General features: G+C 32.6%; 20 protein-coding genes and 1 pseudogene. 17 read left to right on the top strand and 4 right to left on the bottom strand.

Annotation, left to right across the window (positions count from 1 at the left end):
- From P2W75_RS18530 to P2W75_RS18495, 8 genes are all read left to right on the top strand, one after another.
- Positions 1 to 483, top strand: coding sequence for a hypothetical protein (locus P2W75_RS18530; RefSeq protein WP_276381606.1), 483 nt, complete (start codon positions 1 to 3; stop codon positions 481 to 483).
- Positions 480 to 1769 carry a hypothetical protein gene (locus tag P2W75_RS18525; protein ID WP_276381605.1) on the top strand — a complete coding sequence of 430 codons (1290 nt, stop codon included), beginning with the start codon at positions 480 to 482 and terminating at the stop codon, positions 1767 to 1769. Before P2W75_RS18530 ends, P2W75_RS18525 begins: the two co-directional genes overlap by 4 nt.
- On the top strand, positions 1757 to 2101 hold the full coding sequence (locus tag P2W75_RS18520; protein WP_276381604.1) for a hypothetical protein: 345 nt from the start codon (positions 1757 to 1759) through the stop codon (positions 2099 to 2101). Before P2W75_RS18525 ends, P2W75_RS18520 begins: the two co-directional genes overlap by 13 nt.
- Positions 2083 to 2559: a type II secretion system protein J gene (locus tag P2W75_RS18515; protein ID WP_276381603.1), complete on the top strand. Its 477-nt coding sequence runs from the start codon at positions 2083 to 2085 to the stop codon at positions 2557 to 2559. The genes P2W75_RS18520 and P2W75_RS18515 overlap by 19 nt, the downstream gene beginning before the upstream one ends.
- Positions 2549 to 3685 (top strand): type II secretion system F family protein, encoded by a 1137-nt coding sequence (locus P2W75_RS18510; RefSeq protein WP_276381602.1) that lies wholly within the window; start codon positions 2549 to 2551, stop codon positions 3683 to 3685. The genes P2W75_RS18515 and P2W75_RS18510 overlap by 11 nt, the downstream gene beginning before the upstream one ends.
- Positions 3686 to 3831: 146 nt before the next feature.
- On the top strand, positions 3832 to 8454 hold the full coding sequence (locus P2W75_RS18505; RefSeq protein WP_276381601.1) for a hypothetical protein: 4623 nt from the start codon (positions 3832 to 3834) through the stop codon (positions 8452 to 8454).
- A 29-nt stretch (positions 8455 to 8483) separates the two neighbouring features.
- Positions 8484 to 12080, top strand: a complete 3597-nt coding sequence (locus P2W75_RS18500; protein WP_276381600.1) for a DUF6443 domain-containing protein — start codon at positions 8484 to 8486, stop codon at positions 12078 to 12080.
- 17 nt (positions 12081 to 12097) lie between these two features.
- The gene (locus P2W75_RS18495) at positions 12098 to 12481 is read left to right on the top strand and encodes a hypothetical protein (RefSeq protein ID WP_276381599.1); all 384 of its coding nucleotides are present in this window, start codon (positions 12098 to 12100) and stop codon (positions 12479 to 12481) included.
- A gap of 105 nt (positions 12482 to 12586) precedes the next feature.
- On the opposite strand, the gene P2W75_RS18490 is transcribed toward P2W75_RS18495, so the two are convergent.
- Positions 12587 to 12805, bottom strand: a complete 219-nt coding sequence (locus P2W75_RS18490) for a hypothetical protein (protein WP_276381598.1) — start codon at positions 12803 to 12805, stop codon at positions 12587 to 12589.
- Positions 12806 to 13063: 258 nt separating this feature from the next.
- On the opposite strand from P2W75_RS18490, the gene P2W75_RS18485 reads away from it, so the two are divergent.
- The 5 genes and pseudogenes from P2W75_RS18485 to P2W75_RS18465 all read left to right on the top strand — a co-directional run bounded on the left by P2W75_RS18485 (position 13064) and on the right by P2W75_RS18465 (position 16263).
- On the top strand, positions 13064 to 13438 hold the full coding sequence (locus P2W75_RS18485) for a hypothetical protein (protein ID WP_276381597.1): 375 nt from the start codon (positions 13064 to 13066) through the stop codon (positions 13436 to 13438).
- A gap of 127 nt (positions 13439 to 13565) precedes the next feature.
- Positions 13566 to 14015 (top strand): annotated as a pseudogene (locus P2W75_RS18480) (IS1595 family transposase); the annotation flags it as partial.
- A 69-nt stretch (positions 14016 to 14084) separates the two neighbouring features.
- Entirely contained in the window at positions 14085 to 14963 is an 879-nt protein-coding gene (locus P2W75_RS18475; protein WP_276381596.1) for an AraC family transcriptional regulator, read from the top strand.
- A gap of 72 nt (positions 14964 to 15035) precedes the next feature.
- Positions 15036 to 15866 (top strand): NmrA family transcriptional regulator, encoded by an 831-nt coding sequence (locus P2W75_RS18470; protein ID WP_276381595.1) that lies wholly within the window; start codon positions 15036 to 15038, stop codon positions 15864 to 15866.
- Positions 15867 to 15870: 4 nt separating this feature from the next.
- Positions 15871 to 16263, top strand: coding sequence for a DUF5367 family protein (locus P2W75_RS18465; protein WP_276381594.1), 393 nt, complete (start codon positions 15871 to 15873; stop codon positions 16261 to 16263).
- 51 nt (positions 16264 to 16314) lie between these two features.
- On the opposite strand, the gene P2W75_RS18460 is transcribed toward P2W75_RS18465, so the two are convergent.
- Positions 16315 to 17757, bottom strand: a complete 1443-nt coding sequence (locus P2W75_RS18460) for a glycosyltransferase family 2 protein (protein WP_276381593.1) — start codon at positions 17755 to 17757, stop codon at positions 16315 to 16317.
- 538 nt (positions 17758 to 18295) lie between these two features.
- Here P2W75_RS18460 and P2W75_RS18455 point away from each other — a divergent pair.
- Complete coding sequence (locus P2W75_RS18455; RefSeq protein ID WP_276381592.1) at positions 18296 to 18745, top strand: response regulator; 450 nt, start codon at positions 18296 to 18298, stop codon at positions 18743 to 18745.
- A gap of 10 nt (positions 18746 to 18755) precedes the next feature.
- The gene (locus P2W75_RS18450) at positions 18756 to 22775 is read left to right on the top strand and encodes a PAS domain S-box protein (protein WP_276381591.1); all 4020 of its coding nucleotides are present in this window, start codon (positions 18756 to 18758) and stop codon (positions 22773 to 22775) included.
- 102 nt (positions 22776 to 22877) lie between these two features.
- On the opposite strand, the gene P2W75_RS18445 is transcribed toward P2W75_RS18450, so the two are convergent.
- Entirely contained in the window at positions 22878 to 23291 is a 414-nt protein-coding gene (locus P2W75_RS18445; RefSeq protein ID WP_276381590.1) for a lipocalin family protein, read from the bottom strand.
- A 109-nt stretch (positions 23292 to 23400) separates the two neighbouring features.
- Positions 23401 to 24339, bottom strand: coding sequence for a hypothetical protein (locus P2W75_RS18440; RefSeq protein WP_276381589.1), 939 nt, complete (start codon positions 24337 to 24339; stop codon positions 23401 to 23403).
- A gap of 347 nt (positions 24340 to 24686) precedes the next feature.
- On the opposite strand from P2W75_RS18440, the gene P2W75_RS18435 reads away from it, so the two are divergent.
- Together P2W75_RS18435 and P2W75_RS18430 are read left to right on the top strand one after the other, a co-directional pair.
- Complete coding sequence (locus P2W75_RS18435) at positions 24687 to 24875, top strand: hypothetical protein (protein ID WP_207295170.1); 189 nt, start codon at positions 24687 to 24689, stop codon at positions 24873 to 24875.
- A 16-nt stretch (positions 24876 to 24891) separates the two neighbouring features.
- The gene (locus tag P2W75_RS18430; RefSeq protein ID WP_306801543.1) at positions 24892 to 26634 is read left to right on the top strand and encodes a tetratricopeptide repeat protein; all 1743 of its coding nucleotides are present in this window, start codon (positions 24892 to 24894) and stop codon (positions 26632 to 26634) included.
- The last annotated feature ends 6 nt before the right edge of the window (positions 26635 to 26640 follow it).

Raw genomic sequence — 26640 nt, 5'->3', positions numbered from 1 at the left:
ATGAAAAACAAAAAAAACATATACATATTGCTCCCGCTCGTTTTATTCGTTTGGGGAGCAGTATTATTTCAAGTATTTTCATTTACAAATTCAGACGACGTATTACCGGTTAACAATCCTGAATTCAATATTAAGCCGTTAAAAGTTACTAAAAGAGAAACTTTTGCTATTAATATCAATTACAGAGATCCTTTTTTAGGGAAAATGTATACTCTAGAATCGGCTCCAAAACCGAAGGTATCACAATCAGCTCCTAAAACAGCAAAGCAGCCAGAAGCGCTGGTATGGCCAAATATTATTTACAAAGGCGTAATTGCAGATTCTAAAGGTAAAAACACCATTTACATGTTAATTATAGATAATAAAAATTATTACATGAAAATTGGAGATACTGAAAATGAAGTTTTCCTAAAATCTGGTGACAAAGAATCTGTATACGTAAAATATAAAGGTAATCTCAATATTATAATGCTTCAGGATTGAAATTAAAACTCAAAATTAAGTCTGGTGCTTTACAATTTACAGTATTTATTGCTGTATTAATTGCCCTGCTTCTTGCGGGTTTGGTTTTATACGCTTACACTTTTATTTACATGAAAGAACAGTCTAAAGGAGCTATTGAAAATATCCAAATTGCCGATATTGGAATGCAATCTCTTTTAGAGCAAAAAGAGTTAAATACAGATACTGCAACAATTGATTATCATGATAAAGAAAATCAAATTATAAAAACGCATTTATCGCAATGGGGAGCTTTTCAAAAAGGGATTACAACCACTCAATTCAGAAAAAAAAAATTCACCAAAACCGCAATAATTGGTTCTCTCATAATTACTGACAAATCGCCTACTTTATATTTGCAAGAAACCCATAATGCACTGACTGTTGTGGGAAGTACCAAAATTCAAGGTATGGCCTATTTACCTAAACAAGGAGTTAGTTCTGGATATATTGCTGGAAATAGTTATTATGGCTCTCAGTTGATTTATGGAAAAATAGAAAAAAGTACTTCTGAATTACCAAAACCTGAAAAGGCTTTTTTGGATGCCATTAATTTTTATCTAAAAGAATATAAAATAAATCGACAGGAAGATTACATTAATTTAAATTCGGGTATAAAAATCACAAATTCTTTTAAAGAAAAAACGAAAGGATATTATTCTGAAAATCCAATTACGATCGAAAATAAAATTCTGTCGGGAAATATGATCATTAAATCTGAAACTTCCATCAAAATAAGAAAGACTGCACTATTAAATGATATAATTCTTATTGCACCAATTATTGAAATAGAAGATGAAACAAAAGGTTGTTTTCAAGCAATAGCTTTCAGAAAAATTATAATGGGCAAGAGATGTAATTTATCATATCCATCAGCTTTGTTATTATTTCAGGATAATAAAAATACCATTTCAGAAAATCAAAATTATAATAGTTTACCCGACAATCAAATTTTTATAGATACCGAAAGCATCATAAAAGGAAGTATCATTTACCTGCAAACCAAAGAAACAGCTGACTTTCAAACACAAATTGTTTTGGAAAAAGATTCCAAAATAAAAGGACAAGTCTATTGTAACGGTAATTTTGAAATCAGAGGAACCGTATCAGGATCTGTATATACTAGACAATTCACAGCCAATCAAGCAGGTTCTATTTTTGTGAATCATGTATACAATGCTACCATCGAAAATGAAAATGTTCCGCATCTCTATGGCGGAATAATTTTAGAACAAGAACCTAAAACTGTTTTAAAATGGTTGTATTAAAAAAAATAAAATCGGCTACATTAATTGAAGCAGTTGTTGCAACTGTTTTGGTGGTTATTATATTCATCATTTCGAGTTTAATTTTAAACAATCTCGTATTTAATACTTTTTCAAAAAACACACATGGAATTGAAACCAGAATAAATGAATTGGAATATGAAGTTCAGAATAACACGATAAAACTTCCTTATCAGGAAAACTATAAAGACTGGAATATCAATATTGAAACAGAAAATATTTCGGCAAAAAAAATCTTTACTATTTCTGCAATTAATACTGTATCCAAAAAAGAAATTACAAAACACCAAATACTATGGCAGCAGGAAAATTAAAATCATTTACACTATCAGAATTAATAGTGGTTATGATTATAACTGCTATTGTTGTTGGTATGGCTTTTAGTGTTTTAAGAATCGTGCAGAAACAAATTCACACCATTCAGACCAATTTTGAAAAAACAAGCACATTAGCTCTTTTTGAACAAAAATTGTGGCAGGATTTCAATGAACCGCATATTGTTATGTATGATAATGACAAACAAATGTTGATTATGACTTCTGAAATTGATACTGTAACCTATTCGTTTCAGGATACATTCAGCATGCGAAATCGCGATACAATTAAACTGAAAATCATTCCAAACAAGGCATTATTTCAAGGAAAAGAAGTAAAATCAGGGCCAATTGATGCTTTATCGATATTTGCCGAAACAGAATTTCCAGGCTATGAAATTTTTGTTTCGAAAAAAAATGACTTAACCTTTCAAATGAATCAGGAAGATGGCTTTTAAAATCGAAAACACCCAAAATAAAAAAACAATTCAGCCAAAAGGTTCGAATAGCATTGAAAGTTTACTGAAAAAAGAAATCACGCTTTTTGGCAACAGTTTTAATAATAAAAAAAAACAGGCTTTTTATCTTGAATTAGCTGTTTTATTAAAAGCTGGTGTAAGCTTTAAAGAAGGATTATCGTTGATTATTGAATCTTTAAAAAAAAGTGCCGATAAAGATTTAATTCAAACCATTTTAAATGATGTCGTAAACGGAAGACCCTTTTCTGAAGCACTTCGTGTTTCTAAATCATTTACAGAATACGAATATTACTCCATTCAAATAGGTGAAGAAACGGGAACCACAGCGCAGGTATGCCAAGAACTCGGGCATTTTTTTGAACGTAAAAACGAACAGAAAAGAATCATTATAGCAGCCCTCACCTATCCTTCTATTGTATTAAGTACAGCGGTTTTGGTAGTGATATTTATGTTAAGTTATGTAGTACCTATGTTTCAAGATATCTTCAAACAAAACAACATGGAACTTCCTCTTTTAACACAGTTCATTGTAAAACTATCCGTTTGGACAAAAACTTATGGCTTGTACTTTTTATTAGCACTTGTTACTTTTATTTTCTCTACACAGTTTTTCAAAAACAATCAGAAGTACAAAAAAGCAATGCATTATTTTTTAGTGAAAATCCCAGTTTTAGGAGCATTTATGACCAAAGTATATCTGGCACAATTCACTCAGGCAGTAACCTTATTAACTACCGCAAAAGTTCCGTTATTGAATAGTATACAAATGGTCAAAAAAATGATTCAGTTTGTTCCTTTACAAGAAGCGTTAGAACAAGTTGAAAACAGTATTCTAAAAGGAAACAGTTTAAGTTCGAGTTTGAAAAACACGCCGCTTTTCGACAACCGAATTATATCTCTCGTAAAAGTAGCCGAAGAAACCAATCAAACCGAATATGTTTTCAAACAACTCAGTGAACAATATAATCAAGAAGTCGTACAGCAATCAAAGGTAATGACTACCGTTTTAGAACCTTTTATTATACTTTTTGTCGGGGTTTTAGTAGCCGTTTTGTTAGTGGCTATGTATTTACCTATGTTCCAATTGAGTAGTGCGATTGGATAGAAAATTATGCTTTTGTCAAAAAATGAAATCAAAAAAAGCGAAATAAATAAAAATCAAAAATCAAGTATACTTCTTACATTTTAATCATTGAAATTAAAAAAGAAAATCTATTTTTATAGAATTTTTCTTAAAAGCCAAAACAATTTATGAAGCACCATTACTATTTATTATTTGTTCTTTTTCTTTCTTCTTTTCAAATTACAGCACAAACCCAAGTGCCAGTAGGAAATGATCCAGTTGGTCCAGTTGAGCAAGTTCCTGGAGACGGCGGCTCAGGTCCACAATCTACAAAAGTTAATGATTTGCTTTACAGTGAAATCTTTACACCGAAGATTGGAACTCCGAATGCAGCAGGTTTCAAACAAGTTAATTTTTCTAGTGTTGGAGAATATACTGGATCAAGCAGCATTAATGTTCCTATTTATCAAATTCAAGTAGGCCAGATTGCAATTCCTATAGAATTGAATTATTCTTCAAAAGGAGTTAAAATAGACGAAACTGCGTCAAACGTTGGACAAGATTGGTCTTTAAACGCAGGTGGAATTGTAACAAAAGTAATAAAGGGTACTGAGGATTTTAAAGTTACGATAGATGGTACAATTCCTTATGATCCTAATAATCATAAATTAAGATTTTCACAGTTAGGGACAAGTGATGTATTAGGAATGAAACTTAAAGAAGTAGGCTGGCTTCTTCAAAACCAAAATATATCTTTAAACCAATATTATGACATAACTTCTGCAACTGATAAAATCTTTACTACAGCCGAAATGGAATATCCATACACTAAGAAAGATTTATCTCCAGATTTATTTTATGTAAATGCTCCTGGTCTAAGCACATCTTTTACTCATAGAAAAGATGCTTCTGTAATGGAAATTGCGTATCAAGGAAATAAAATTACAACTACTATAGGTAAAACAGGAATTATCCCCTTCTTTCCAGAATTTAGAGATAACGTAAAATTCGTAGGTGATTTACGATATTTCGATGGTGGACCATCAAGAAGAATACAAGGTGTTACAAAAGTTGAAGTCACAAATATAAATGGAACACAGTACGTTTTTGATCAATTAGATATTAATCAATATGTTAATAGAGATATTCTTAATACATATACACTAACTGCATCAAGTAATGACTTGACTTCTCAGGAAATAATGGCTTACAAATTAAGCTCTATAAAAGATTTTAAAGGAAATGAAGTTACATTTACCTACGAAAAATATGCTGTAAATTATCCTGAATATAGAAAAACATCTAATTTTCAGGTAACCAGTATGAGCGGTGACCAAACAATGCAAAATCTAAGTTCTACCGAAATTAGATTTCCAAATTTAAATAGGATCAGTAAAATAAATTATGCACAGGGAAGTGTTGAATTTAAATATGAAGAATCCAGAAAGGATCTACCTGGAGACTATGCTTTGTCACGAATTCTAATTAAAGACATTAATAATAACATTATCAAAACCATAAAGTTAGAATACGACTATATGGTTTCTAATAATAATTGCTCTGAACCTACCTGCAAAAGACTACGTCTTTTAAGTGTACAAGAAATAGGAAGTAACAATGCTGTTATGCCTCCATACCGCTTTTTCTATAACGACGATGTTAAGCTTCCTGAAAGAGGATCAAGCGTTACCGATTATTTAGGATATGCAAATGGTCCTGTTTCGAGCGAATATAATAATGTAACATCTATTAGTTGCGGAATGTGTCTTGTACCTCCTCCTGCATTATACTATAGTCCAAATAAAAAAGAGTTTTCAATATCACCTTTTCCTATTTTTTCTAATAGTTTTCTAACTGCTGGTAGATCTCTACAGCCTTCATTATCTTACACTAAATCTGGTGTATTAAACAAAGTACAATATCCAACTGGGGGAAGAGAAGAATTTGAATATGAATTAAATGATTTCTATAGTTCTTTAACGGGAAAAAATGTTCAATCTGGTGGTTTGAGAGTGTCTGTACATAAATTAGTAGATACAAAAGGTGCTGTACAAGTACATAAATATACCTATATCGATTCGAATGGAAATTCATCTGGTATATTAAATAATTTACCTGTTCTTGGAATTGCTCATGCATATAGTGAAACATTAGCAGCTACATATTTAGGGATTTCAAGTTATTCCCTTAACAATGGACTTATTTTACACACATTCACAAATTCCAGAACTGACTTTGATGTTGTTGAAGGATCAAATGTCGGATATTCGAGAGTTTTGATTAAAGAGAATGCAGATAATGGTTATATAGAAAAAATATTTTCAACTAGAAAAGATTATCCTGTTGAGCAACCCTTATTTACTTATAAACCATATGATAAAAATAAAATAGAATTTGGCTTTAATAATGGCTGGAGACTTCCTACAACTAACAACACTGAATTGCTAATTGGAAAAATAAAATTTGTTCGAAAATACGACAAAAGTAATAATTTAATAGAAGAAACTAAAAACAGCTATCAGTATGATATTTTTAATCAGATTACTGACAAAGTTGGAATTTCTAGAAAAGATGTTTTTCCAAGTGAAACCGATGAAGCTGAACCATTAGATCCGGATTTTGCCTTTTTCCCTTCTGTGTATTCAAGCAGGAATTTGACCAATGAAACAAAAATAGTAACGAAATACAATCAAAATAAAGTTCAAAGCATTATTTCTACTATTTATGATTCGAAATATTCTTTACCAAAATCTGTAGAAAGTATTGTAAACGAATCTGGAAATACAACTTCTTTAATAAAAGAAACTCGTTATCCTCATGATTTTACTACACCAATAATAACTAGTCTTGTTACTGCTAACCGTATAGCAGAACCAGTACTGCTTAAAACTTTACGCAAAACAGGTCAAAACCTTGAAGATCTAAATAGTCAGCAAGTGCTGTATACTACCTTTACAAAAGGAACTAAAAGTTTAATTCTTCCAAGGGCTGTGCAAACCGTCAAAGGAACAGAAACAGCTACCAATTTATATGAAGAAAAGATTCAGTTTCATGATTACGACAAATTTGGTAATTCAATAGAATCTTCTAAAAAAGATGATAGCCATACTGTTTATCTTTGGGGGTATAATTACTCTTTGCCTATTGCAAAAATAGAAAATGCAACATATTCTCAAGTAATGACTGCATTAGGTAAAACTAGCTCTGAAACACTTGAATATTTACAAAATTACGATGAAGACCCACTAAAAGCAGAAATTCAAAAAATAAGAACCAATCTAACGACTGCTATGGTAACATCTTATATTTATAAACCGTTAGTGGGAATTTCAAAAATAATTGATCCAAAAGGTACTCTTATTTCTTATGAATATGATGATTTAAACCGTCTTAAAAAAATAAAAGATCAGGATCAGAATATTATTGAAGAATATTGCTATGGCTATAATGGTATTGCAAATGATTGTAAAACAGGAACAACGATACCGGTAGAAGTAGATAATTCAATTAGCGATCCTGATTTACAAGTAATAGTTGGTGATTTTACATTATACAAAATACCAGTAGCGTGTGGTAGAGGTGTAAGCTGGGAAGACAAACTGCCTGACGGAGCCGAATACAAAGGAAGAAATATATTAAGCCTTCACGATAAATTATATTTCCCAAATCCATCTCAAACAGGAGTGCATTATACACCCGGATATTATCCATTGCCTGCTGAATATACACAATTAAACCTTCCATATCCACTCGCTGAATATACATGTAACTATTTTGCACAAAGGTCTGGTAACAGTTTTGCTCTTTCTGGTTTGGACAATCCTAAATTTCTTGGCCCAAATAGAGTTGTTGAACTGACATGGTGGATGGAAATTGATGGTAAAAAAATTGAACTTCCAAAAGTACAGGAATATTCAAATGTGTTTTTCATACCAAAATGTCTTGACGGAAGTTATGCGAGAATCGTTTGTTCTGCAAAAATAACTTCGGGATATGATCATGACGATCCAATAAGAAAAACAGTTACATACACTGTAAAAAGCAACTTAATGAAATTGCAGAGTGGATTAGATGAATATGACAATTTACCTGCATTTTATAAATTAGGAATTTCCGACTTTTACTCTGGCGACGTATGTAGTAAAACTTCAGGATATGGAATTGGCAACAATTCAACAACACCTCCTTCTGATCCAGGATACTGGCATGATTCTCCTTGGACAATAGATAATGGAGATGTAGAAATTTCAGACTTTAAAATAGCAGTTGATAATTTTAAAATGTATGACATTCCTGTTCCTGCATGGCTTCCTACAACTTTCACCTGGACAGGCATTTCTACACCAAGTTTACATCCATTATTCAATTTTCCAAGACCAACTGGAGGTGTACATAATGAAAATACTGGAGGCTATATTCCTCATGCTTATGAATCTTTTATAACTTTTCCTTATCTACTAGAATATTATACTAATTTTTATGTAACCAAAGGAGCCTATAGATTTGACAGAGAATCGGTTATCCGAAAAGTAGAAAACAGCAGTAATTATACCTTCAATTGGTACTTAAAACTTGAAACTACAGGACAACAAATTCCTTTAATAAGAACATTAGAATCTAAAGATTTGTTTTTCATACCACCATCATTAAATGGTAAAAGAGGAAAATTAATTTGTATTGCAAATAAGAGGTTTGATATGACTGGCACACCTATATCTTTTGAAAGTGATGTAATAACCTTTCAACAAGGACTATCTGCCACAGATAATTTAGATTACGAAGTACAATTTCTTGATACAGAGGGATTATAATTTATAAGACATCAAAATAAATCATTAACATGATGAACAAAACAAAACGATATAGCATACAAATTATTTTGTTGTTATTCACCATATATACAGCAGCACAAGCACCAGCAACTATTTTAAAAGGAGGTGCAAATGGAGCTTACACAGTTACTGGAACCGAAACACTTGTAGCAACACAAAGTATAACCCTTAGCCCAAATACTCATATAAAAGCAGGTAGTACATTTATTGCTCGTATAAGTCCGGATGATTACATACCAATTTTTGCTTTAAGTAACGAAAACTTTATCCTTACGCGCAAATATGCCGCACCTTTAAAATCTTCTCAAGAAATTGCAAATAACTCTGATGTTATCGAAAGCATAAGCTATCATGATGGCTTAGGAAGACCTTTGCAAAATATTGCTATAAAAGGTGCTCCAAACAAAAATGATATCGTTATCCATATTAAATATGATAACGTAGGAAGACAAGAAAAAGAATATCTTCCTTACATGGATGATCTGGGCGCAGTCGCATCATATAGAAATAGTATTGATGCAGAAACTAGAACTAATAATTATTATAAATTAAATTATCCGCAGGATATTGATAACACATTACCAAACCCGTTTTCACAAAAAAAGTTTGAAGATTCACCTTTAAACCGTGTTTTAATGCAAGCAGCCCCTGGAAAAGATTGGGCTTTAAACGCAGGTCATGAAATAAAATCTGACTATCAAACAAATAATACAACTACAGATGCTGTTAAACTTTTTACATTTACAACCTCACTAAATTCAGATAATGTTTATGTGCCATCTGTTCCTACTAGCACTAGTTATGCAGATAATCAATTATATAAAACTGTTATCAAAGACGAAAACTGGTTAAGTGGGAAAAATAATACGACAGAGGAATTCAAAAACAAAGAAGGTCAGGTTATTTTAAAAAGAACTTATTCAGATTATGGTTCTCAAACAGAAGTCGCTCATGACACTTATTATCTTTATGACACCTATGGCAACTTAACATATGTACTGCCTCCCAAAGCGGAAGGGATAGCAAATACATCAACACTTGCCGACTTATGTTATCAATATAAATACGATAAACAAAATAGATTAATAGAAAAAAAACTTCCTGGAAAAGAATGGGAATACATCATTTATGATAAATTAGATAGACCAATATTAACCCAAGATGCCAATTTAAGAGCAGCAAATAAATGGTTGTTTACAAAATATGATGCTTTTAACAGACCTATTTATACTGGAGAATATATAAATACATTACAAACAACAAGAGCAGCTGTTCAAACCGAAGCAAACAAAACCACCGTTTTATTCGAAAATAAACAAGTAACAAGTTTAAACATTAACGGTACAAGTGTTAACTATACAAACACAGCATTCCCGACAGCTAACATTGATTTATTTACTATAAATTATTATGATGATTATGCTAATATAGATCTTGATGGAGGAACTTCAGTCGCATCGTATGGCATTACACCAATAACAAATGTAAAAGGCTTAGGTACCTGTTTAAAAGTGCGTATTTTAGATACAGCAAGTTGGATAACAACTGTTAATTATTATGATACAAAAGGAAGAATAATCTATACCTATAGCAAAAACAACTATTTAACAGCTACTTCCACTGTAAAAACAAAATTGGATTTTGCGGGAAAAGTTCTTGAAACCACTTCAACCCACAAAAAAGGAACTGATCCAGTAATTACAATAGTCGATGTTTATTCATATGATCACACGGGAAGGTTGTTGATTGAAAAACAAACAATTAATAATCAGGCCCAAGAAACAATCGTAAGCAATACTTATGATAATTTAGGCCAATTAACGACAAAAGGGGTTGGTGGAAAAACAACACAAACCCGTTTGCAAAATGTTGATTACAGCTATAACATTCGCGGCTGGTTAAAAAACATTAATAACATAAATAGTATGGGTAATGATTTGTTTGCATTTCAAATAAATTATAATACTACCACCGCGAATCCTGATAATAAAGTTTTTAATGGTAATATAAGTCAGACCTTTTGGAAAACGGCTAATTTAGACAATAGCATGAAAAACTATACGTACACCTATGATAAATTAAATCGTTTGACTCAGGCAACAGATAATTCAACTTTAAACGCTGGAAGATATAACGAAAGCTTAAGTTATGATAAAAACGGTAATATCATGAGTATTCTGAGATTAGGAAACACAAATGCGACAGCAACTACTTTTGGTACCATGGACAATCTAACTTATACCTACGACACAGGAAACAAACTTACTAAAGTGGAAGACACCTCAGGCAGCACAGAAGGATTTAACAACGGAAGCAGTGCAACTATAGAGTACACCTATGATAGTAACGGTAACATGAAAACCGATGCCAATAAAAAAATTACTGCCGTAAGTTATAATCATTTAAACTTGCCTACTTCTGTCACTATAAACGGAGGCACTATAAATTATGTATATGATGCTTCAGGAATTAAACAGCGAAAAACTGTAAGCACAGGAAGCAGTAACGATTACGCCGGGAGTTTTGTGTATGAAAACAACATTTTAAAACAATTCTCTCAACCTGAAGGTTATATAGTTTATAATGCAGGAATTTATAGCTATATTTACCAATATAAAGACCATTTAGGCAATATTCGTTTAAGCTATCAGGACAAGGACAATAACGGCTATGTGAACAGCAGTGAAATTGTACAGGAAAACAATTATTATGCTTTTGGATTAACACAAAAAGGATATAATGGAGCTATAAATGGTACAGATAATAAATATAAGTTCAGCGGAAAAGATCTCCAAGACGAGCTGGGACTCAACATGTATGACTACGGAATGAGAAATTATGACCCTGCACTTGGTAGATGGATGAACATTGACCCGCTGGCTGAATTATCAAGACGCTGGTCTCCTTATAACTATGCCTACAATAATCCAAATTATTTTATTGACCCAGATGGAATGTTAGTCGATACATCAAAAATTAAAGAGGAAGGAAAAGATGATGGTAGTTCAATGGGGAAATACTTAGAAGAACAAGCTGAGATTACAAATGAAATTAATAAATCATTCAAAGCATATTTAGAATCTTTATCTAATGGAAGTGAGGAAGATGAAAGTGAGGAAGAAGAGCCTGTTAGTCTCTTTTCTTCAGGAAATAATCGTTTTGATGGTGTTGTGAAATCAAGAAAATATAAAAAAGGCGATAGAAGTTTTACTGTTTTTGGTCATGGTGCTATTCATTTCATGTTTGATGAGCTAGGAAGATTCACTGTACGAAATGCGGAGGATTTTGATAAAATGATGAGTGCCTTGAATGACCAATGGGATGATGCCAAAGGTAAAAAGGGAACAACATTATCTCTTTGGACATGTGAGTCTGCAAGAATTGGAAAAAATGGCTTAAGTTTGGCTCAAATGATATCAGAAGCGTATCCTAATATTACAGTGATTGGTGCAGATGGATACGTAAATTATAGGGAAATAGATAAAAATACTGGACCTTGTGAATATAAGATTTCAGGCGTATCTAAAGTTATGTATTCGGGTAAGAATGACGGTGATTTAGTAGCATATAAAAATGGAGTTGAAGTAAGTAGAAAAAAATTTTAGTTTAAAATAAATAAATTATGAAATCAAATATTATAATTGTTCTTATAATCTTAGCACTAGTTTTTTCATGTAAAAAAAAGGAAGAGGCAAAAGTTAATTATACGGATGAAAACTCTGGGACTGTTTTTAGGGAAAAATTATCTAATCAAAAATTAATGGACAGCTTAGAAAAACTTGTTTTGTATAGTGGAGATACGTTGGCATATAATCAATTGAAGGGGATTCACTATATGGGAGAACAAAAGTTGTCAGGACTTTTGTATTATTCATTAATTATGTCTAATAAATATCATTATAAAAGAGCATCCTATGACGTATATGATATTCTAACATATGATGAAAAAGCTGTAGATGAAAAAACTAAAAAAATGGCTAATGAATACTTGGATATGAGTAAGTAATACAGGTAATGTATCAGATGTGTTGATAAAAAACAAATATTAAATTCCATTTATAACAAATAAGCGTTGATCCTGCGGAGCAGGATTAACGCTTATTTTCTTTGATTAAGGTTTTATCAGACTTTTTAATTTTGAAATCATAATCGTTGTTATCTGCACTCCATCATAATCATTATACTTCTGCTGAGTAGTCTGCTTATTGAAATAATCCACGAGTTCAGCCATTTCTACGTTGGAATGGTCAATGCCAGTAATGATTTTCAAAACTCCTGCAGGCGCGAGCCTCCCGCTCGTGAACGCAATCAAAATAAAAAGCCATTCCATTAAGGAATGGCTTTTAGTTTTTTAGAGTTATTACGCTTCTAGTAAATATATAACTGCTTATTTGGTTTATTGACATTGTCAAGAACATCTTTTAATTTCCCTACTCAAAAACAACCTCTAGGGAAAAACTCTATAACTATTTAAATCAAAAAAAGAAAAACCTAGGTACGCAAGGCGGATAATTAAATAATAATGTATATCTATTTTTGTAGGAGAACCCAAAAATAGATACCAAAAGCAAATTTAAACTTAATTATTATGTCTGATTTTTTAAAACAATTTGGAGAAGATCTCAAAACAAATGTACCTGGTTTTATTGCTGTTTCTGTAGCCGAAATTAGCAGCGGAATGTCATATTATTCTCTATCTGTTTTGGCAGATTTTGATCCTGAACTGGCTTCTGCTTTTAACCTCGAAGTGGTAAAAGCAAAAATGAATGCGATTAAAGCCTTAAAACTAACTCAGAAAATTGACAATATCATGATTACTTTAACATCGCAAATTCATATTATTGATGTTTCTGATAATGGTGAATATTTCATTTATCTTGCTGTAGATTCAACAAGAGCGAATCTGGGAATGACCAAATCAATTTTAAATAAATACAAAAAAGAAATCTCAAATAAGTTGTAAACACTTGTTTTTAAACTTAGTACAGGAGGGAATATTCGATTGCGGATATTCCCTCTTGTGTTTTAATACCCATTTTATGTTTGTACAGAATATCTTATATTTAGAAAATAATTCAGAACCTACACGAATGGAGTTACGAGCATTTTTTGAAAAATACCCAGATGAATCTTTCTGTATCGAAGAACTTAAAAACAAAAGACTTCAAAACGGTTTGATTTGCAAAAAATGCAATCATCATGAGCACTCATTTCGAAAAGTCGATTTAAAGTTTCAATGTAAAAAATGTGGCAACCGACTTGGTCTGCGATCGGGAACAGTAATGGAGAATTCAAATCTGCCCATAAGTTATTGGATGATTGGTATCGAACTCTTAACTCTTTCGAATAAAAAGATTTCTATTCTAAAGATGCAATATCTATTAGGACACAAGCGCTACGAGCCCATTTGGCTGATGGTTCAAAAAATACGTTTAGTCATGAAAAAACGAGACGAAAAATACCGTTTAAGAGCCTACACCGAATTTGATAGAGAATTTCTGGAAGAACTTGATAAACTGGTTTTAAAAAAGAAAACCAATTTTTCAGACAATATTAAATCAAAATAAATCTTAACTTTTCGCACATTTTACTAGAAACCTCAACTTACCATGACAACCGATATCATTGAGCTTCATGATTTTATTGTTTTAATAGAACAATCAAACACCAACAAGACCATTGTGCAGAAATGCGAAATTGATGGCGATGCTGTGGGTTTTGCTTTTTATGGTTCGGGAAATGTCGAATTGGAAATCAAACACAATCAGCAGACAAAATATCTCGTCAATACGACTGGACTTGCGATTTGTTTTTTTGGAAATCAAAAAGTTGAGTTTTCACATAAAATTGAACCTGATAAACCTTTGCAATCCATCAGTATTTTTACCAAACTAAAACATCTCAATTCATTACCTCAGGCCGAAAAAGAGATTTTTGAGAATTATCTTCCTCAATTATTAAATCCCGATGAACATTTTGTAAAAGGCCCGTCGTTTTATATGACACTTGAAATGCAATTGGCCGTTCAAAAAATCTTCGCGACTTCATATACCGGAAATACCCGATTGTTATTTTTAAAAAGTCAGGTAAACGAACTCCTCGCCCATTTCTTTGCTCTTTTAGCTTCTGATAAGAAAACTGACCTTTCTGAAAGCGATAAAAACAAACTTTTTCAAGCCAAAGAAATTGTTACAACGCAATATTCTACACCGCCTTCTCTGAGTCAATTATCAAAAATGGTGGGACTCAATAGCAACAAACTCAAAAAGAATTTTAAGGAAATGTTCGGAATTCCTGTTTTTAAATATATTCAGGAAGAACGTCTTAATAAAGCCTACGAATTACTCCGCGAAAGCGAAAAAACCGTACAGGAATCTGCTTGGGAAGTAGGTTACGAAAGTTTAAGTTCTTTCTCGAATGCCTTTCATAAAAAATTCGGCATGCGTCCGAATGAAGTAAAACAACAATTCTTTTCAAACAAATCATAATTCTTTTGCGACAAATGATTCTGTTGTAATCGAAGCAACTTTGTATCAGTAATCATCAAAAAACAAACTGATATGAAAAAGCAAATTTTAGTCCTAGGTTCTACAGGAAAAACAGGACGCAGAGTTGTAGAACGATTAAAAAATAATCCAGATGTTGAAATCCGTCTGGGTTCACGAAACGAACAAATTCCGTTTGACTGGGAAAATCCAGAAACTTGGAAAAATGTATTACAAGATATCGATACAGTTTACATTACTTTTCAACCCGATTTAGCCGTTCCTTTTGCTGTAAATGCTATTGAAGAATTTACTATATTGGCCAGTAAATCAGGAGTAAAAAAAATGGTTTTGCTTTCTGGAAGAGGCGAAAAAGAAGCCCAAATCTGCGAAGAAATCGTAAAGAAAAATGCCAAAAACTGGACTATTGTTCGTGCCAGCTGGTTCAATCAAAACTTTAGCGAAAGCATCTTTTTAGAACCTATTTTAGCAGGATTTGTAGCATTGCCAAGAGCCGAAGCTTTGGAACCTTTTACAGATGCCGATGATATTGCCGATGTTGTAGCAACGGTTTTAATAGACGATAATCATAATGGAAAAACATATGAATTGACTGGACCAAGATTATTGACCTTTAAAGAAGCTGTGAATGATATTGCCAATGCAAGCAGCAGAAATATTACTTTCCAAAGTTTAAGTTTAGACGAATATAGTGCCATGCTGCGAGAATACCAAGTTCCTGAAGACCATATTTGGCTGGCAAATTATCTCTTCGAACAGGTTTTAGACGGTAGAAATGCTTCTGTAACTTCCGATATTGAAAAAATTCTCGGCAGAAAAGCCAAAGATTTCAGCGCTTACGCAGAAGAAACAGCGAAAACAGAAATATGGAATCCTAAAAACTAAAATTATGTATTACATCAGAGCAATTGTATCGGGAATTATAATCTGGATTTGTATCAGTTTGTCATTTTATGTTTCAGAAAAAATTCCAATTATAAAACATTCGTTTCAACTGCAGTCAGCAATCACCGTTTTTCTAAGTGTGTTTTTTGCTTTGAGGGCTGCTAAGTTTTATTATGCCAAAAATTATAAAATGGACGGATTAAAACTTGGAATTATAATGTCGGTCACCGCTCTGCTTTTAGATGTTTTAATTACAGTTCCACTTGTCGAAATTCCAAACGGCAGAAGTTACGAAAGCTTTTTTACCAGTCCAGTTTTATGGGGTTTAGTCTTCGTAAATACTTTCTCGGTTTATCTTTGGCGGAAAAATCAAATCAATAAAAAAACTCCTGTTTAGTGGAACAGGAGTTTTTCAGGATTAAAATATAATAGTAGTTGTGGAAATTTCTTAACCTCTTGTCAGCCATCCTCTTTTATGAGCTGTAATGATTGAATATGGAGCAATCCAAAACAATCCGAATGTATAGAAAACACTATACGAATATGCCCAGAAAGATTCTGCTAACGAGTATTTTTTTGCATAAAAGAAAACTGAAAAGCTTGAAACCATCAATATTCCTAAAAGTGCAGAACTTAAAAATAACAGTGGGTGCGTTGCTATAAAGTAGATCATGAAAATGAAGAACGGGTATGTCATTAAAATTCTCAAGAACTGTTCAGTATACAATAATCTTGCTCCTACTTTTGATTCTTTTCTAAAATCTTTAAAAACATATTTCGCCATCATAAGATTCTCACGAACGTTACTTCTTCCCCATCTGATAAACATTTTATATAAACCTTTGTAGGTTTCTGGAACATTAGTCAAAACGTATGAATTTTTTTGAAATAATACATGATGTCCTTGTTTTAAAATCATGTTGGTCATGGCTCTATCTTCTCCAATATCAGATGGTTGTCCCATAAAAGTTTGGTTGATCCATTCAGGAAGACAAGCAAAAACTGCTGTGCTTCTGTAAGCTGCCAAAGCTCCTGGAGTACAAAGTACAGACCCTAACATACTTTCGGCAGAACGCATGAATTCAAAACTCATGACGAAACTTACGTTTAACATTTTTGGCAAAATTGCTTTTTTATTGTTCAAAACCTGAACATTTCCAGCAACTGCACCACATTTTTCGTCAACAACAAACGGGCTTACCAAGTTTCTTAAAGTGTCTTTTTTTACAATTGAATCGCTATCAACTGTTACAAAGATTTCACCTTTTCCTAAATTAAATCCACGGTATAAAGCGTGACGTTTTCCTTTATTTTCAGGCTGCTGAAAAATCGATACACGATCTCCTAATTTTACTTTTGCCTGCTGAATCCAGTACCAAGTATCATCTTTACTTCCATCGTCAATAGCTAAAAGCTCTAATTTATGTTCTGGGAAATCGCTTTCTGCCAAACTCATTAAAGTTTCATAAACTAATTTTCCCTCATTGTAAGCTGGTACAATTACCGTACAAGTTGGCAGTAATTCATCAGAAACGGATTCGATTGGTTTGTATTTTAAATACAGATATAAGTTATAAGCAAACATTCCTCCTTTAAAAAGGAATAATGCCACTGTAATTGCTAAAAATATAATTCCGCCTGTAGAATTTAATCTTTCCAAATGGAGCTGATCAAAATCAGGCTGAAACTGAAAAACAAAAAATGTTCCGGTTAAAAGAAGTAAAAATGTTGCAATCAGTATAGCAAGTCCAGATTTACTTGTTGGTCTTTCAATATGAACTTTTGCTGTTTTGTTATTATTAATATTAAAAATTGGTGTCTTTAACTGGGCATCGCTGCTTAATGTGCCGCTTGAATAAAATTGTTTCGAGATAATTGTTTCGCTTTCCATAGTCCTGTTTGTATTAATTCTACTAAAATGGCTTTTATAAAAATGTCTTTCGTTTTTGTTTTTGTTTCTTGTTACAGAAAGACATTATCCTAATTGACAAGCGTCGTGCCATTTCAGCTTTTAACTGACTTTTAGCGTTTTACAGATATTTACACACTTGTAATGTGTATAATAATTTCACACTTTGTAAAATCATTACACAATATTTACTGTGTATACAGCGAGAAAATAAAGGGATTTTGCTGACTACAGAATTAGTAATCATACTTATATAACGCATCATTGTAAATTAAATTGTGAATTACATTTTTGGAATGATTTTATAACAATATTTTTTTATCATCTCTTTTTAAAAAATATCTGCCCAATTGAAATTTGTTATAAATAATTACTTAAGAAATTATTCGAATAAATAGTTTCGAAATTCTCACTTAAATACGTTAATTTTATAGGTATTTTATTAATTTATCTTTTGAAATTAGTTTTATCTTAGCAGAAGACAATTAATTAAATGCCTGTAATAAAATTTGAAATGCACATGAAACAACAGATTTACAACATTTTACTTGCTGATGATGATGATGATGACTGCTCTTTCTTTGAAGAAGCCCTTGACGAATTATCACTCGAAACTACTCTTGTAACTGTTAATGACGGAGTTCAGTTAATGGATTTTTTAGCTTCTACATCACAAAGTGATTTACCGGATATTCTTTTTCTTGACCTCAACATGCCAAAGAAAAACGGTTCTGAGTGTTTAACCGAAATCAGGCAGATCGAAAGATTAAAAAGTTTTCCAATCATTATTTTTTCAACTTCACTAGATGCTGAAATTGTCGATGTGATGTACGAAAAAGGCGCTACATTTTATATTCGTAAACCCGGAGATTTCTCAAAATTGAAATCAGTTATCCAAAATGCATTGCTTGCAGCTTCTGAAAATAATTTTAAACAGCCAGCCAGAGCCAGTTTTGTAATTCAACCTTAAATTATTTTTAATGAGCCAAACCAATAAGGAACATTACTTTCTAGCCGACGGCGGAGAAATGGGAGCATTAATCCGATCGAAAGATTGGAGCAAAACCCCATTAGGTGATCCTGAAACCTGGCCCAATAGTCTGCGTACCATGACCTCTGTAATGCTCAACAATCAGTTTGGTATGTACATCGCATGGGGACAGGAATTAACACAATTATACAATGATGCATTCTGCAAAATTATTAGTGCAGATAAACATCCAAAAGCATTAGGAAGCAACCCAAAAGAAACTTTTCCTGAAATCTGGAACTTAACACGCCAAATATTTGGCGATGTTGTCAAGGGAAAATCAGTTAGTTTTACAGATTTTATGGTTCCGCTTAACCGAAACGAAACGATTGAAACTTGTTATTTTGACTTTTCATATTCGCCTATTAAGCAAGAAAATGGAGAAGTTGGAGGTGTTTTGGTAACCGTAATCGAAACAACAGCCAAGAAAAAAGCTGCCGATCTTCTAGAAGAAAAAAATACCCGTTTTAGAAACAACATTATGCAGGCACCGCTTGCCATGTGTGTTTTTAGAGGAAAAGATCATGTGGTTGAAATTGCCAACAAAAAAATGATCGAACTTTGGGAAACAGAAGACGAAAAAGTAATTAATAAATCTATTTTTGAAGTTCTTCCGGAAATAAAAGATCAAGGATTAGAAGAACTTATTCAGAATGTTTACAGTACCGGGAAAAAATTTGTAGCCAACGAACGACTGGTACAACTTTCCCGAAATGGGAAAACCAAAAACACGTATGTCAATTTCATCTATGAAGCCTTAACAGATTCTGACGGAAGCATTTCTGGAGTAGTCGCCATTGCTGTGGAAGTAACTGATCAGGTGGTGGCCAGAACCAAACTAGAAGAAAGCGAACAAAAAATCAGGCAGATGGTTGAAAACGCACCTTTTCCAATTGGTGTTTACGTGGGAAGAGAAATGCGAATAGAACTTGCCAACGAATCCATTATAAAAGTTTGGGGAAAAGGACCGGATGTAATTGGAAAATCATATCGCGAAATCCTTCCCGAACTTGAAAATCAATCTATTTTTCAGCAGGTTGAAAGCGTTTTTGAAACCGGAAAATCGTTTCATAACAAAAATGCCCGAGTTGATCTGGTGGTTAACAATAAACTCGAATCGTTTTATTTTAATTATAGTTTTACTCCTCTTTTCGACAGTAACGGAAACGTATATGCGGTTATGAACACTGCTGCCGAAGTTACAGATTTACATATGGCTTCGAAAAAAGTAGAAATCGCTAATAAGCGTTTTCGTGATACTGTAAAACAAGCTCCGCTTGGAATTACCATTTTACGCGGACCAGAATTTGTCGTAGAATCGGCTAACGAATCGTACTTAAAAATTGTCGACCGCGAAGAAGAAAGCTTTGTCGGCCGACCTTTATTTGATTCTATTCCAGAAGTAAAAGAAACAGTAAGCCTTCTTTTAGAAAATGTTTTAACCACTGGAATTCCTTATCACGGAAACGAAATGCCAATTCCGTTATACCGATACGGAAAAAACGAAGTTTCTTATTTTGATTTCCTCTATTATCCCTTACGAGAAGAAGATGGCGAAATCAATGGTATTATTGTCACGGTTACTGAAGTCAGCGAAAAAGTGGAAGTTCGTAAAAAAATAGAACAAAACGAAAACCGTTTAAATACAATTGTATCGGCTAGTGAACTCGGAACGTGGGAATTAAATGCTAAAACCCGTGAACCACGATATTCACAACGCTATCTCGAAGTGGTTGGTGGTTATAAAGAAGAAATTATGCTGTCGCACGAGCAATTGCTGCAACATTTACATCCTGATGATATGCATATCCGTAACAAAGCGTTTAAAGAAGCGCTTGCTACAGGAAACCTTCATTACGAAGTTAGAACCATCTGGCATGATAAAACCATTCATTGGCTGGAAGGAAAAGGAAAAGTTTTTTATGATAAAAATGGCAATCCAGACAAATTAATTGGTACAGTAAGAGATATTACATCCGAAAAAAATCATCAGCAGGAACTTGAACAAAGCGAAAAAAGATTCCGTAATTTAATTATGCAATCGCCTGTTCCAAAAGCCATTTTAAAAGGTGATGACATGGTTATCGAAATGGCCAATGTGGCGCTTTTGGAAAATATCTGGAAAAAGCAAGAAAGCAGTGTCCACGGGAAAAGTTTATTTGAAATTTTCCCAGAACTCCTAAAACAAAAATATGGCCGACTTTTGAAAGAAGTGTATGCCACCGGAAATGTTCATTCTGAAATTGAATCTCCAATTATTATTTATGGAGACGATGGAGAACATTTATTTTACATCGATTTTGAATATGCTCCAATTTATGATTCCGATAATACAATTTCAGGAATTAGAGCGACCATGATTGATGTAACCGAAAAAGTCGAAGCACGAAAGAAAATCGAAGAAAGCGAACGACGTTTCCGTTCCTTAACCGAAAGTATTCCGCAATTAATCTGGGAAACCGATGAAAAAGGAAATGGATTATTCGCCTCTGGAAAATGGCTTGAATATACGGGACAAAAACCTAAACAAGATACTGACTGGAAAGCAATGGTGCATCCTGAAGATTTTGAAGAAGGTATGAAAATCTGGAGTTACAGCCTTGCAACAGGAGAAGTTTTTAGATATGATGTACGTATTTTAAGAAAAGATGGAAGTTATAGATGGCATGCTGTAATTGGCGAACCTGTATTTGATGCCAATAATAAAATCATAAAATGGGTAGGCGCCTTTACAGATATTCATACCGAAAAAGCATTTACACAAGAACTGGAACAACAGGTTACTGCCAGAACTAGAGAACTCAGCCAAATGTACGAATCACTTAAAAAGAGTGAAGAACGTTATCATTTAATGGTTGAAGAAGTTCAGGATTACTCTATTTTATATTTAAATCACGACGGAATTATCGAAAATTGGAATGCTGGAGCCGAAAAAATCAAAGGCTATAAAGCCGAAGAGATAGTCGGAAAATATTTTTCGATTTTCTATACTCCCGAAGATCAGCTCAACGACCTGCCAAATACTTTATTGCAAAGAGCCCGAGAGAAAGGCCGTGCGGTTCAAGAAGGCTGGCGCGTACGCAAAAACGGAAATTTATTTTGGGCAAATGTTGTCATTACTGCCGTTCATAATAAAAACAAGGAGGTTATTGGTTTTTCAAAAGTAACCCACGATCTAACCGAAAAGAAAAAAGCCGATGATAAAATAAAACTCAATGCCTTAGAATTAGAGCAGAAAAATATAGAATTGGAGCAGATGAATAAAGAGCTTCAGTCTTTCGCTTACATTTCCAGTCATGATTTGCAGGAACCTTTACGCAAAATACAAACCTTTGCTTCGCAGATAATTGATAAAGAATTCCAAAACTTATCAGATTCTGGAAAAGATAAATTCCAAAGAATGCAAAACGCAGCACAGCGAATGCAGACATTAATCAATGACCTTCTCTCCTATTCTAGAACCAATATTCAAGAAAGAAAATTCGAAAAAACGAAGCTTTCTAAAATTATCGATGAAGTAAAAGAAGATTTAAAAGAAGAACTGGAACAAAAAAATGCTATAATTGAAAGTAATGACATTGAAGAAATAAATATTATTCCGTTTCAGTTTCGACAACTTTTATACAATTTAGTCAGCAACTCGCTTAAGTTTTCCAAACCTGATGTTCAGCCAGTAATTAAAATTAGAAGTGAAATCGCGAAAGGTTTTACTCTTGAAAACAAAGATTTATTACCAGAAACTACTTATTGCCATATTATAGTTTCAGACAACGGAATTGGTTTCGAATCTCAATACAGCAAAAAGATATTCGATGTTTTTCAACGTCTGCACGGAAGAGACCGTTACAACGGAACTGGAATTGGTCTAGCCATCGTTAAAAAAATTGTCGAAAACCACAACGGAATCATAACCGCCGAAGGCGAAATCAATAAAGGAGCTTCTTTCGATATTTATATTCCACTCGAATAAAATATTTCATATAACTTCAAAAAAAACGGAAATAACTGCAAAGTCATTTCCGTTTTCAATTTCAGTTCAAAACGAATTGAAATTATCTCGAAACAATTTTTCTTATCTAGTATAAACTGTAATTATACCAGTAGTTTTATCTTTTATTTTCAATTCTTTATTAGTAAGATTCATAATGTCGCTTACACTACTTACATTACCAATAGTAATTGTTAAATCATTGTGAGATCTTACATAAGTTCCTGTAGTTTCTGTTAATGCACAGTTATCACCATCGTAATCACCTATAACAGCTACATTACTTAATTTTAATTCTAGATAATCTCTACTACATTCACTTTCATTTTGTGGTGCATCGACTAACACTTCCTGTCCGTTTACAATTGTTCCCGTTTTACTTAAATTGTATTTCCCTTGTAATGGAACAATTGTTTCCCCTTCGTTATCATCGTTACTGCAAGATACTGCAAAAAAACTGATACTTAATAATCCTAATAATATTGATTTAATTTTCATGGTAGATTTTTGTTTAAAAATTATACTGCTAAATTAAAAGTATAATCCTACATTAAATTCCATGATTTTTGTTTTGATTTACATAAATTTCATTTTTAGCAAAAAAAGATCATTTCTTGACATATTTATTCAAAATATATCTCGTAACGGGGCGTAAAGGGCTATTAGTCTCAGGATGTCTGCCATGTCCGTTAAAAAAATCAATACCATTTGCGGTTTTAGCATACCATACAACTGCTTCTCCATTTTTATCAAAACACGGAGTGGTATCACAGACATTTATTTTCTTCAAATCAAAAATAGTTTTATCAAAAGGCTCTACAACATTAAAATTTCCAATTCCATTTACTTCTAAATCGCAGCTTACTTTTTCAAAATGATCTCCCGACCATTGCATGCATGGTTTATAGAAGAACATAAAATAAACTGCTATTAAACAAAAAGTTGATACTGTAGTAAATCCAATATATTTTAATGTTTTTGGAAGATTGACTAGAGATTTCGGCTTTACATCTGACGGATATGTTGTTTTTGCTGTATCTATTAAGATTTGAGCATTTTCATTTTTCTGTTCTTGTTTAACTTCTTCTTCTATATTTTGTGAATCTTCATTTGTTGTTTCATCAATAGATTCATGAGGAACTAAAATATCTTTTGTTTCTCTTATAATCTTTAACTCCTCGTCTCCAATTTCTTTCTTAAACTTGTTAAAAGGTCTAGGCTGAAAATTCACAAGTATAGCGGTAAAATATATTGTATCTTCTGTAGGAGTCGTAGTTTCTCCTCTTAAAAAAGCTCCTATAGGTTTAAATTTATGCAAATCGTCTTTAAATAGATTTTTTCTTGTACCATCGAAATTGAATCCAAAAAACAAAAAGAAAGTGTCTAAATCATCCTGATTATTAATAGATCTAAATATTTTCAAACATAACTTCCTAAGATTTGCTGGAGAGGGAGGATCAAAATGATTTGAATACTCACCGTGTTTTACAATTTCATAATGAGCCTTTACAGCTTTTCTAAAATCTTCAATAGTAATAATTCGCATAGCATTCAGGATTTTTTAAGATTTTCTAGGATTTTCTAGGATATTTTAAAGGGTCAAAAAAACTAAATCGGAATTCCCGGAATTCCGTATCTCTACAGCTCTACAAGCGATATAACTTTGCTTCAACAAAATTAGTTAACGATTTGACCTGCAGGTTCAAAAATCAAATTTACAAAACTAGTTTATTCAAAAAATGCGGAAAACCGTAAGGCGGATTTTATCCGGGAAGTATAGATGAAAATCTTACTGTTCTACGCAATTCACTTCCCAAAAAATCGGGCATAAGCGAGATTCAGAATCGTTCTGAACGGCCATGCCTATAACAAAAACTTTAATAATCAATTATTATGAAAAAGATTTTTTTATGGGGAGCGTTTGCTCTAATGTCAACTACATTATTCTCTTGTACCGCTGACGGATTTGAAACAACTGATCAAAAAACAGAAATAAGAAAGGATTCTATTCCAGATACACAAGCAAGTGAACCAGATGGTCCCGGTGATGAACCTATAACGGTTCCACCACCAAAAAAATAATGAATTTAAAATAAATATGTACTATAAATTAGTACTTTCGGGGAAAGTAAGTTTTATGCTGCGTTCCCCGTTTTTTTATTTCCTCTTTTTTGTTTGCCTTCTTTCCTGTAAAAAAGAAGCTGCTATTATTTTACCGAAAGGCAATGCAGAAAGAGAAAAAGCGATTATAATACGGGATAAAGCTCTTGTAAATTTTCAAAACAAAAATTATAACAGTGCATTTTACAGTTTTAATAAATCTAAAATAACATTTGAGAATTTAAAAGACAGCGCCAATACCATTTACAACCTTATACAAATGGCTGCTATTCAGCAGATCAACGGCGATTATTATGGCAGCAAAGAAACTCTTACCGAAGCGCTTCCTTATATTAAACAAAAAGACATTTACAGTGCTGCAATCAATAACCATTTTGGAATAGCAGACAAGGAACTCTCACTTTATCAAGATGCTATTTATTATTACAAAGAAGCCTTGAAAGACTGTAAAGATTCTATTTCAAGAAAAGCTCCTTTAAATAATATTGCCGTCGTGTATATATTACAGAATAAATATGATAAGGCCATTAATATACTTGAATCAATTTTATTTAAAGGAAAATTAACCGATAATGCCTTTTTAAAAACACAAGCCAGAATTCTTGACAATTTAGGATTTGCATATTTCAAAAAAGGAAATGCCGAAAAAGGACTTTTATATATGAAAGAAAGTCTTCAGATACGAACCGAATTAAATGATCTTTACGGAAGTATTGAGAGTAATCTGCACCTAGCTGAATTTTATGCGGGAGATAATACGCAGAAATCAAATCAATATTCACTTGCGGCGTATAAAATAGCAACAGAATCAAACAGTGTTGACGAACGTTTAAAGGCTTTGGCTTTTTTAATTTCTAATGGAGCTGGTACTCACTATGCTCAAAAATACATTTCGATAAACGACAGCATCACTAAAATCAGAAACAATTATAAAAACAAATTCGCCAAAATAAAATACGATTCTAAGAAGGAGAAAGACGAAAATCAAAAGTTACGTTTAGAAAGAGCCGAAAATCAGCTCGCACTCCAAAAAGCAGAATACCAAAGAATTTTTTACATAATAGGAATAGCTTCTTTATTTCTTTTAATTGCCTATTTAATAAAACGTCATAAACACAGAACTCGTCTTGTAGAAATCAAAACGGCATACAATACCGAAACTCGGATCGCGAAAGATATACACGACGAACTCGCTAATGATGTTTTTCATGTTATTACCTATACACAAACGCAATCTTTAACAACTGATAATAGTAAACAAACACTATTACAAAAACTGGATCATATTTATTCGAGAGTCCGCGGAATTTCACGAGAAAACAGTAATGTCGATACTGGAAATTATTATTCTCGTAATCTTAAAGAAATGCTTTCAACCTATAATACTCCAAATACTAATGTCATTATTACCAATATTGAAAAAATAAGCTGGGACGACATCGAAGATGAAAAAAAGGTTACTATACAGCGCGTATTACAGGAATTGATGGTTAATATGAAAAAACATAGCGCGGCTCCTCTTGTAGTTGTAAAATTTGAAAACACCTCTAATAACGTATTAATAAATTATACTGATAACGGAAAAGGCTGCGAAAAATCAAAAATTATAAAAAATGGTTTACAAAATATGGAAAACCGTATTCTAGCCATAAAAGGAACTATTACTTTTGACACTGAACCCGACAAAGGTTTCAAAGTAAAAATAACAATGCCTAAATAAAAGCCT

Source organism: Flavobacterium sp. H4147 (genome assembly GCF_029360735.1).
Lineage (GTDB): Bacteria > Bacteroidota > Bacteroidia > Flavobacteriales > Flavobacteriaceae > Flavobacterium > Flavobacterium endoglycinae.
Note: the sequence above shows the minus strand (reverse complement) of the source record. Positions and strands in the feature narration are given on the sequence as shown.

What these genes read in the sequence shown, in the direction of transcription:
- P2W75_RS18530 (WP_276381606.1), top strand. Translation starts at nt 1, where the DNA reads ATGAAAAACAAAAAAAACATATACATATTGCTCCCGCTCGTTTTATTC.
- P2W75_RS18520 (WP_276381604.1), top strand. Translation starts at nt 1,757, where the DNA reads ATGGTTGTATTAAAAAAAATAAAATCGGCTACATTAATTGAAGCAGTT.
- P2W75_RS18515 (WP_276381603.1), top strand. Translation starts at nt 2,083, where the DNA reads ATGGCAGCAGGAAAATTAAAATCATTTACACTATCAGAATTAATAGTG.
- P2W75_RS18510 (WP_276381602.1), top strand. Translation starts at nt 2,549, where the DNA reads ATGGCTTTTAAAATCGAAAACACCCAAAATAAAAAAACAATTCAGCCA.
- P2W75_RS18505 (WP_276381601.1), top strand. Translation starts at nt 3,832, where the DNA reads ATGAAGCACCATTACTATTTATTATTTGTTCTTTTTCTTTCTTCTTTT.
- P2W75_RS18500 (WP_276381600.1), top strand. Translation starts at nt 8,484, where the DNA reads ATGATGAACAAAACAAAACGATATAGCATACAAATTATTTTGTTGTTA.
- P2W75_RS18495 (WP_276381599.1), top strand. Translation starts at nt 12,098, where the DNA reads ATGAAATCAAATATTATAATTGTTCTTATAATCTTAGCACTAGTTTTT.
- P2W75_RS18490 (WP_276381598.1), bottom strand. Translation starts at nt 12,805, where the DNA reads ATGGAATGGCTTTTTATTTTGATTGCGTTCACGAGCGGGAGGCTCGCG.
- P2W75_RS18485 (WP_276381597.1), top strand. Translation starts at nt 13,064, where the DNA reads ATGTCTGATTTTTTAAAACAATTTGGAGAAGATCTCAAAACAAATGTA.
- P2W75_RS18475 (WP_276381596.1), top strand. Translation starts at nt 14,085, where the DNA reads ATGACAACCGATATCATTGAGCTTCATGATTTTATTGTTTTAATAGAA.
- P2W75_RS18470 (WP_276381595.1), top strand. Translation starts at nt 15,036, where the DNA reads ATGAAAAAGCAAATTTTAGTCCTAGGTTCTACAGGAAAAACAGGACGC.
- P2W75_RS18465 (WP_276381594.1), top strand. Translation starts at nt 15,871, where the DNA reads ATGTATTACATCAGAGCAATTGTATCGGGAATTATAATCTGGATTTGT.
- P2W75_RS18460 (WP_276381593.1), bottom strand. Translation starts at nt 17,757, where the DNA reads ATGGAAAGCGAAACAATTATCTCGAAACAATTTTATTCAAGCGGCACA.
- P2W75_RS18455 (WP_276381592.1), top strand. Translation starts at nt 18,296, where the DNA reads ATGAAACAACAGATTTACAACATTTTACTTGCTGATGATGATGATGAT.
- P2W75_RS18450 (WP_276381591.1), top strand. Translation starts at nt 18,756, where the DNA reads ATGAGCCAAACCAATAAGGAACATTACTTTCTAGCCGACGGCGGAGAA.
- P2W75_RS18445 (WP_276381590.1), bottom strand. Translation starts at nt 23,291, where the DNA reads ATGAAAATTAAATCAATATTATTAGGATTATTAAGTATCAGTTTTTTT.
- P2W75_RS18440 (WP_276381589.1), bottom strand. Translation starts at nt 24,339, where the DNA reads ATGCGAATTATTACTATTGAAGATTTTAGAAAAGCTGTAAAGGCTCAT.
- P2W75_RS18435 (WP_207295170.1), top strand. Translation starts at nt 24,687, where the DNA reads ATGAAAAAGATTTTTTTATGGGGAGCGTTTGCTCTAATGTCAACTACA.
- P2W75_RS18430 (WP_306801543.1), top strand. Translation starts at nt 24,892, where the DNA reads ATGTACTATAAATTAGTACTTTCGGGGAAAGTAAGTTTTATGCTGCGT.